Source organism: Kitasatospora sp. NPDC057518 (assembly GCF_042802075.1).
Taxonomy (GTDB): Bacteria; Actinomycetota; Actinomycetes; order Streptomycetales; family Streptomycetaceae; genus Kitasatospora.
On record NZ_JBHVEU010000050.1, the window covers coordinates 21,676 to 29,555 of the forward strand.

At 74.7% G+C, this 7,880-nt stretch carries 7 protein-coding genes; 4 read left to right on the top strand and 3 right to left on the bottom strand.

Annotated elements, in window-relative coordinates:
- Positions 1 to 40: 40 nt before the first annotated feature.
- Positions 41 to 682: a hypothetical protein gene (locus ACFU7Z_RS08030; RefSeq protein ID WP_049658637.1), complete on the bottom strand. Its 642-nt coding sequence runs from the start codon at positions 680 to 682 to the stop codon at positions 41 to 43.
- Positions 683 to 1,456: 774 nt separating this feature from the next.
- Here ACFU7Z_RS08030 and ACFU7Z_RS08035 point away from each other — a divergent pair.
- From ACFU7Z_RS08035 to ACFU7Z_RS08045, 3 genes are all read left to right on the top strand, one after another.
- Entirely contained in the window at positions 1,457 to 2,728 is a 1,272-nt protein-coding gene (locus ACFU7Z_RS08035; RefSeq protein ID WP_380776961.1) for an MFS transporter, read from the top strand.
- A gap of 166 nt (positions 2,729 to 2,894) precedes the next feature.
- Positions 2,895 to 3,341, top strand: coding sequence for a glutaredoxin domain-containing protein (locus ACFU7Z_RS08040; RefSeq protein ID WP_380776962.1), 447 nt, complete (start codon positions 2,895 to 2,897; stop codon positions 3,339 to 3,341).
- 228 nt (positions 3,342 to 3,569) lie between these two features.
- Positions 3,570 to 4,283: a hypothetical protein gene (locus ACFU7Z_RS08045; RefSeq protein WP_380776963.1), complete on the top strand. Its 714-nt coding sequence runs from the start codon at positions 3,570 to 3,572 to the stop codon at positions 4,281 to 4,283.
- Between the two features lie 113 nt (positions 4,284 to 4,396).
- Here ACFU7Z_RS08045 and ACFU7Z_RS08050 read toward each other — a convergent pair whose 3' ends face one another.
- The gene (locus ACFU7Z_RS08050; RefSeq protein ID WP_380776964.1) at positions 4,397 to 5,431 is read right to left on the bottom strand and encodes a hypothetical protein; all 1,035 of its coding nucleotides are present in this window, start codon (positions 5,429 to 5,431) and stop codon (positions 4,397 to 4,399) included.
- The gene (locus ACFU7Z_RS08055; protein WP_053112272.1) at positions 5,421 to 5,942 is read right to left on the bottom strand and encodes a SigE family RNA polymerase sigma factor; all 522 of its coding nucleotides are present in this window, start codon (positions 5,940 to 5,942) and stop codon (positions 5,421 to 5,423) included. The genes ACFU7Z_RS08050 and ACFU7Z_RS08055 overlap by 11 nt, the downstream gene beginning before the upstream one ends.
- Positions 5,943 to 6,292: 350 nt before the next feature.
- On the opposite strand from ACFU7Z_RS08055, the gene ACFU7Z_RS08060 reads away from it, so the two are divergent.
- On the top strand, positions 6,293 to 7,813 hold the full coding sequence (locus tag ACFU7Z_RS08060; RefSeq protein ID WP_380776965.1) for a sialidase family protein: 1,521 nt from the start codon (positions 6,293 to 6,295) through the stop codon (positions 7,811 to 7,813).
- Positions 7,814 to 7,880: the final 67 nt, after the last annotated feature.

The window sequence follows — 7,880 nt, forward strand, 5'->3', positions numbered from 1 at the left end:
GGCGTTCCGGCCGGCCCGATCGGTGCCCCGATCGGCCCGGTCAGCCGGCGGGCAGGGCCGGTCGGCCCGGTACCCACAGCGGCACCCGGCCGGCGCGCGGCATGGAACGTGCCGCGTCCTGCTCCAGCCGGCCGGCCACCCGCTCCGGATCGCCCTCGCACAGCTCCACCAGCGCGGCCGCGGCGATCCGGGTGCAGCACAGCACCAGCGCCAGGGTGTCCTGGCGGCAGTGCCGCTCCCGCACGTACGCCTCGGCGCGCTCCTCGATCCGGCGGGCGTGATCCGGCCCGTCCTCGGCGGTCAGCGCCTGGACCCCGTGCCACACCAGGGTCAGCGCACAGGGCTCGGCCGGGTGCGAGGCGCCCTCCCGACGCGCCTGCTCCCGGGCCTCCGCCGAGCGCTGCCCGAGCCACTCCAGCGCCGCCGGACCGTCCTCCCGGCAGGAGCGCAGCACCAGCTCCGCGGCCCGGGCGACGACGGCCCGCAGCACCTCCGGCGCGGGCGCCCGCAACCCGGACGCGGGCCCGTCGCCGAACGCCAACCAGGCATCGGCGAACGAGGCCGCCCGCAACCCGCCCACCCAGGCCGGCGCCCCGCCCTCCGTACTCAGCCAGTCCTGCGCCCCCAGCCGCACCAGCCCCACGGCCGCCAGGCGCACCGCGTCCCCGTCCAGCTCCCGCAACCATCCATTCCGCACCAGCACACACCCCCGTCAGCGGTTCATCCCCGTGAGGTTCATCCCACCACACCGGGACGGGAACGAACTAGACAGGGGCACGTCACAATCCGGAAGCGGGCCTTCCGGGTGGTTCTCCTGCGGGGACGGCCGCGCCGCGGGGGCGGGTGGCGGGATCGTCCGGTCGCGCTGCGGTCGGATCGGCGGCGCGGCGCGGCGCGGCGGGTGCGGCGGGATCCGGCCAGGGTTCGGCCGGGTGTGCGGGCCGCCGCATGGGGTGGCCGGGTTTCGGTGTGACGGCCGTGGCGTGTTCGGTCGTTCGGGGTGTGGGCGTCGGGTGAGTTGGGCAGGGACGCGTCAGGATCCGGGCGGCTGTGCGGACGCCCGGTGCGTCAGGGCTGGGCCGGTCACGGCCCGCCGTCAGTGTGCCGTGAGCCCGTCGACCGGGCCGCGGGCGCCCTTCACCGATCCTGGCGGGTCGATCACCGGTAGCGGACCCCACGGATGGTGCGGGTGGCGTCCGGCGCGAGGGTGATCCGTTCGGGCCGGTCGACGCCCGCGGCCCGGACGGTGGGCGGGTGCGGCGCGGCGTGCTCGGCGAACGCGACCGGCTGGTCCGTGACTTGGGCGCCGGTGCGGTGGCCCGGAGCCTCGCGGGTGGTGCGTGCGGCCGTGCGGTCCCGATGGGCGCCGGACTCCAGCGTGCGGCCGGGAGCGCCGGCGCCGGGGAAGCGGGGGAGCGATGGGTGGGCCGGTTGCGACGGAAGGGACGGACCGAAGATGGATGTGACGACGCGGACGGCGGTCGCGGCGGACCGCGCAGCGGAGGGGGAGGCGCGACACCGGACCTCGGCGGGGGTGTTCTGGCGCTACTGGACCGGATCGCTGGTCAGCCGGCTCGGGAACCAGGTGTCCGTCGTGGCCCTGCCGCTGATCGCCGTGCTCACCCTGCACGCGACGGCCTGGCAGGTCGGCCTGGTCACCGGCGCCGGGTACCTGGCCTGGCTGCTGGTCGGACTGCCGGCCGGCGTCCTGGTCCACCGGCTCCCGCTGCGCGGCACCCAGGTGGCGATGGACCTCTTGCGCGGGGCGGCGGTGGCCTCGGTGCCGGTGGCGGCGGCCCTGGGCGTACTGGGCCTGCCGCAGTTGGTGGTGGTCGCGCTGCTGGTCGGGCTGGCGGGTGTGGTCTTCGACGTCGGCAACTCCACCTTCCTGCCCTCGATCGTCGCCAAGGAGGAGCTGACCGTCCGCAACAGCCTGCTCTCCGGCAGCAGCGCCGCGACCGAACTGGCCGGCCCCTCGCTGGGCGGGGTGCTGGTCCAACTCGTCGGCGGCGCGGCCGCGATGGTGCTGGACGCGGTCAGCTACCTGGTCTCGGCGGCCCTGCTGCGCAGTCTGCCGCGCGCGGAGCGGCCCGCCCCGCGGCCGGGCGGCGCGGGGATGTGGAGGCAGATCCGCGAGGGCTGGCACTTCGTCACCCGGCATCCGGTGATCGGGCCGTGTGCCGCCTACGCCACCGCGGTCAACTTCGTCTCCGGCGGGCTGATGACGCTCACTCCGGTGTTCCTGGTGGACGCCCTCGACGCCCCGGCCGCGGCCGTCGGTGCGCTGATGGCCACCGGCGGCCTGGGCAGCCTGGTCGGCGCCGTCCTGACGCCCCGGGTGGTCTCCCGGATCGGTAGCGGCGGGGCCCTGCGGTGGTCGGCACGGATCGCCGCGCTCGTCACCTTCCTGCTCCCGGCGGCCGGTTCGGGGTGGGCGGTGCTGCTCTTCGCCCTCGGCAACGCGGGCTTCGCGGCGGGCGTCGTGGTCACCACCATCGTCGCCCGCACCCACCGGCAGACCCACACTCCGCCGGAGCTGCTCCCGAGGGTGATGGCCACCGTCCGGTTCGTCTCCTGGGGCTCCATCCCGGTCGGCGCGCTGCTGGCCGGTGCCGCCTCCACGGCCTGGGGGCCGCGTACGGCCCTGCTCCTGCTGGCGGTGTGCAGCCTGGCGGGCCCGGTGATTCTGGCGGCCGGCCCGCTCCGCCGGCCGCGCGACCTCGCCTGACATCGGCCCGCGGGCTTCCCGGCGGTCCGCCGCCATCGCGAGCCGTTCTGACGCAACGTCACCATCGGTACAGTGCAAGGGCATCGATTCAAACGGTGGGGGTCATCGCGTGGCAGGGCCGGGGGAGTGGAGCGGCGAGGGCCGTGTACGGATAGCCTGGGTCGCCATGATGCGTGTGTGGATGCTGCCGTTGTTGTTGGTGCTCTGCGGTGCGGCCGTCGCGGGCGGACTCGTGTCGAGCGGGAGCCGCGGAGCGGCCGTCGTGTACCTGCTGGGGTTCGCGGGGCTCGCGGCCGTGAGCTCGACCCTGGTCTTCCCGAAGTCGCTCGGCGCGGCGGAGGCGCAGCGCCGCAGCGCGGCCGACGGCCGGCCGGTGGTGTACTGGAGGCCGGGCTGCATGTACTGCCTGCGGCTGCGGATCCGGCTGGGCCGGGCGGCCCGGCGGGTGCACTGGGTGAACATCTGGCGCGACCCGGAGGCGGCCGCGGTGGTGCGGGCGGCCAACGACGGCAACGAGACCGTGCCGACTGTCGTCGTGACCGGCCGATCGCACACCAACCCCGACCCCGCGTGGGTGCGCGGACAGCTTCCCGCCGCCACCGCGAAGCGCTGACCGCCCGTCGGCGCGGCCGTACCGACGGCGGTGGCAGGGGATTTGAGTACGGCTCAGCGCCGGCGTGACCGGATCCGTGCGGCCAGGGGCGTTGCAGTTCGGTGACACGGAAGGCTCCATTCCGTCGACTGTTCGCACTACCTTCGAACTGCACGCGAAGCCGCCCTCCGGTCCCCGCAGGAGAGGGCGCCGCGCGCTCCTCACCCGCACTTCGCTCAGGAGAACCGCATGCCCTTCTCGACGATCCGCCGCGCGACCACTGCCCGTACGCTGGCCGGAACCGTCCTGACCGCGGCCCTGTTGGTGCCCGCCGCGACGGCCTGCTCCTCCACGTCGGGCGCGACCGGCGCGGCCGCGCCGACCACCGCGTCGGCCGCCGCCACCGCGCCGCCCGCCGCGCCCGCCACCGAGCCTCCGGCCACGGCCTCCGCCGCGCCCACCCCGACCGGCACGCGCGGTGCCACCCCTCCGGCCGCCGCGCCCAGCGGGCACGCCGCGACCACGTCGGTCACCCCGCCCAAGGGGGGCCAGGGGGTCCGTACCGAAACCCTGGTGGACGGCAGCAAGGCCGAGATCCACGACCTCGGCAACCAGCACTACACCGCCAAGATCGTCAACGCCGGTCAGGTCCTCGCCACCATGGAGACGAAGGAGCACGACGACGGGCTCGACGCCAACGGCATGTTCGTCATGCTCTCGCTGGACGGCCGGATCCGCTCCTGGATGGGCGGCAGCCACCAGGGGCCGGGCACCTTCAAGCTGGCGGGCGGCTGGACGGCCAAGGTCACGAAGGTCGGCGAACTCCGGTACCGCGCGGAGATCCTCGGCAACGAGAACGCGGTGTACGGCACGCTGGAGGCGAACCAGCACGATGTCGGGGTCGACGCCAACGGCGTCTCCATCGTGCTCAGCGCCGGCGGCGAGATCAGCGCCCACGAGTGAGCGCGCCGGCACCCGGACACGCCGGACGGCGGAGCCACCGACCCGATCGGTGACACCGCCCTCCGGCCCTGGTCCAAGTCCCTTGGTGGCCAATGGTGTTGAAACCGGGACCGCTAGCGGACCTCGGCCACCAGGGCCCCGTACTTCGCCTTGATGTCCGCCTCGGCGGACTGCCACTGCGGGGTGTCGACCACGACGCCGGTGCCGTCGATGGCGAGCGTCAGCCCGTCGATCACCACGCCCCTGACCCGCCATTCCTCGGTGTCCGCGCGGATCCGGTTCAGGACGGTCATGAGCTGCTCGCGGGAGCCCGCGGCGTCGGCGAACCGCACCTTCACCGTGGGCCAGTCGGCCGCCCTCGCGGTCACGGCGGCGTCCAGGCCGCTGCCGGGGACCCGCATCACGTAGAGCGTGTCCGTGTTCCTGTCGCGGCACGTGCCGAAGTAGTGGTCCGGGTAGTCGGTCATCGCCAGCGTCTCGATGGACTCACCCGCCCGGGTCACGCGGGCCTCCGCCGGGTCTTCCGACGACAGCGACGACGGCGAGCCCGAGGCCGAGCCCGAGGCCGAGCCCGAGGCCGAGGCCGAGTCCGTGGGCAGGGACGACGGCGAGCCGGACGACGACGGGAGGCCGGAGAACGGCATGCCTGTCGACGGGACGTCCGAGGACGAGTGCCCCGGCGGAGGGGTGGCAGGCGACAACAGGCCCAACCAAGGGGAGCCCGGCGGCGGCGTCCACGACGACGAGTAGCCCGACGAGGTGATCGCCGACGGCGTCTCCCAGGGCTGCCGGCTGGAGTGCTGGTGCCAGCCCGGTGTCCGCATCGACGTGGGCCCGTTCACACAGTTCAGCATCACGGCGGTGTGCCCCGGCGCCGTCGCCCCCGCCGTCGGAGTCAGCACGCTGAGGCCCGTCCCGGCCGCCCCCGTACGGTCGCTCCCGGGGCCGCCGCCACCGAGCTGCGTCAGCGCTCCCGCTCCGAGGACCAGCACCGCGGCCGCCGTCACCCCCCGTACGGCGGCCTGCCGCCGGGCGCGCCGACGCCCGGTCCGGTGCAGTTCGGCCAGCGGCGGGGTGCCGGCGATCCCTGCCGCGTGTGTTCCGAGCCGGGTGACCAGCTCCTCCTCGAACCTGTCCTCAGCGCTCACGGCCTACCAGCTCCCTCACGTTTTCCATGTCCTGTCGAAGCGCCTTGATCCCGCGCGCCAGGTGCGTCTTCGCCGTGGGCACCGAGCACCCCAGCTCCTCCGCCACCTGCGCGACCGGCAGGTCCAGGTAGTAGCGCAGCACCACGGCGGCCCGCTGCCGCTTGGGCAGTCCGGCCAGTGCCGCCGCCAGCTGGTCGTCCCGTTCGCCCTCCGGGGCCGCCGGTCCGTCCGGCAGCGCGGAGGTGAGCACTTCGCGTCTGGTCCGCCGCCAGCGCGAGACGTGGGTGCGGACCATCGTCCTGCGGACGTACCCCTCGGTCGCGGCCGTGTCCCGGATCGTCGAACGCTTCGGGTACACCTGCGCGAGGGCGTCGTGCAGCAGGTCCCGGGCGTCGTGGACGTCACCCGTGATCAGGTACGCCCCCCGCAGCAGGGCCTGGTACCGGGCTACGACGAACTCGTCGAACGGGTCGGATCCGGAGCCCCCCGGGAGGATCGATTCGCGCTTCATGCCTTCAGGACGCCCCAGCCACGGAAAACGGATGACAACCAGCCAGTATTCACGTGCACGGGGGCGCCGCCCCGCGCCGGGGGAGGGGCACCGGACCCGACGGTCCGCGAGGCGCCGTTCCGTTTTGGTCGCACATCTTGTGCGATGTCATGATCCGGCTCACACTTCCGATTTGCGAACACGTGTGCACTTCTGCGCGCGGCACGCGATCGGGCGGCGTCGCCCCCACGAGCCTCGACGGCGCCGGACTCCTCCGATCCGCACGCGCCAACCGGGGCGGGTCGCCGCGCCCTCGGAGCGCGGCCCGCCCCTCGTCGTCCGTACCTTCCCCCCACGCGAAGGAGCTTCGGATGAAGCACCCGCGCACCCCTGCCCGCTGGCGGCGGCCGTTCGCCGTCGCCGCCGCGGCCGCCCTCGTCCTGACCGGCGCGGCCTGGAACGCCGCCCCGGCCGCCGGCGCCGCCCCGTACGCCCTGACCGTCGACGGCGGCGGACCGCGCCTGCTGCAGGTGAGCGCCGACCCGTTCACCGACACCGGGACCGGAAGCCAGCACGCCACCGAGGTGGAGCCCGACACCTTCGCCTACGGCGGCACGATCGTCTCCTCGTCCCAGGTCGGGCGGTTCCCCGCCGGCGGTTCGGCCGCCCTCAGCTGGAACACCTCGCGGGACGGCGGCGCCACCTGGCGGCACGGCATCCTGCCCGGCATCACCACCCGCCAGGGCGGCGGCAACTGGGCCCGGGCCTCCGACCCCTCGATCGCCTACGACGCCAGGCACGGCACCTGGATGATCGCCGGCCTGGTCATCGACGCGGCGATCAACCCCGTCGGGGTGACCGTCAGCCGCTCGGCCGACGGCCTGCGCTGGCAGGACCCGGTGCGGGCGGTCGGCTTCGACGGCCAGGGCTACGACAAGGAGTGGATCGTCTGCGACAACACCCCGTCCAGCCCGTACTTCGGCACCTGCTACATCGAGGTCGACATCCCCTCCTCCGACAACCTGGTGGTGATGTCCGCCTCCCGGGACGGCGGCGCCACCTGGTCCGCCCCGTCGGGCCCGTCCGGCGTCAATCTGGGCCTCGGCGGCCAGCCGCTGGTGCAGCCCGACGGCCGGGTCGTGGTCCCCTTCTCGACCGACACCACCTCGATCCGCTCCTTCAACTCCACCGACGGGGGCCGGTCCTGGGGCTCCACCGTCCTGGTCGCCGACGTCGTGGCGCACGGCGTCGCGGGCGGCCTGCGCGACGGCGAGGGCCTGCCCTCGGCCGAGATCGACGGCGCCGGCCGGGTCTACGTCGCCTGGCAGGACTGCCGGTTCCGGGCCGGCTGCCCGGGCAACGACATCGTCTACGCGACCTCGGCCGACGGGACCACCTGGTCCGCCGTGACCCGGGTGCCGATCGACGCCACCACCAGCGGCGCCGACCACTTCCTCCCCGGCCTCGGCGTCGACCGCGCCACCTCCGGGCGCAGCGCCAAGCTCGGGCTGTACTACTACTTCTATCCGAACGCCGACTGCACGGACGCCACCTGCGAGTTGGAGGTCGGCTTCATCTCCTCCGCCAACGGCGGCGCCACCTGGAGCGCGCCGCGGACCGTCGCCGGCCCGATGCCGCTGTCCCGGATCGCCGCCACCGGAGGCGGCGCCATGGTCGGCGACTACCTCTCCACCTCCGTGCTCGACGGCAAGGCGGTGGCGATCTTCGCGGTCGGCAGGGCCCCGGCCGACGGCCAGGCCTACGACGAGGCCATGTACGCCGTCGAGGGCGGCCTGCCCGTCCGCGGCGGCAGCACCCCGTCCAGCACCGGTCCGGTCGCCTTCACCGCGCCCGCCCGGGAGCGGCAGCTGCCGCCGCCGGTCCGTCACTGACCCGCCACTGACCCGCCACTGATCCACCGCTGACCCACCCGGGCCCGCCCTCCCGCCCCACCGGGAG

Excerpts from the sequence above, each read along its gene's own strand:
- ACFU7Z_RS08060 (WP_380776965.1), top strand. The coding sequence starts at position 6,293 with ATGAAGCACCCGCGCACCCCTGCCCGCTGGCGGCGGCCGTTCGCCGTC.
- ACFU7Z_RS08055 (WP_053112272.1), bottom strand. The coding sequence starts at position 5,942 with ATGAAGCGCGAATCGATCCTCCCGGGGGGCTCCGGATCCGACCCGTTC.
- ACFU7Z_RS08045 (WP_380776963.1), top strand. The coding sequence starts at position 3,570 with ATGCCCTTCTCGACGATCCGCCGCGCGACCACTGCCCGTACGCTGGCC.
- ACFU7Z_RS08040 (WP_380776962.1), top strand. The coding sequence starts at position 2,895 with ATGATGCGTGTGTGGATGCTGCCGTTGTTGTTGGTGCTCTGCGGTGCG.
- ACFU7Z_RS08035 (WP_380776961.1), top strand. The coding sequence starts at position 1,457 with ATGGATGTGACGACGCGGACGGCGGTCGCGGCGGACCGCGCAGCGGAG.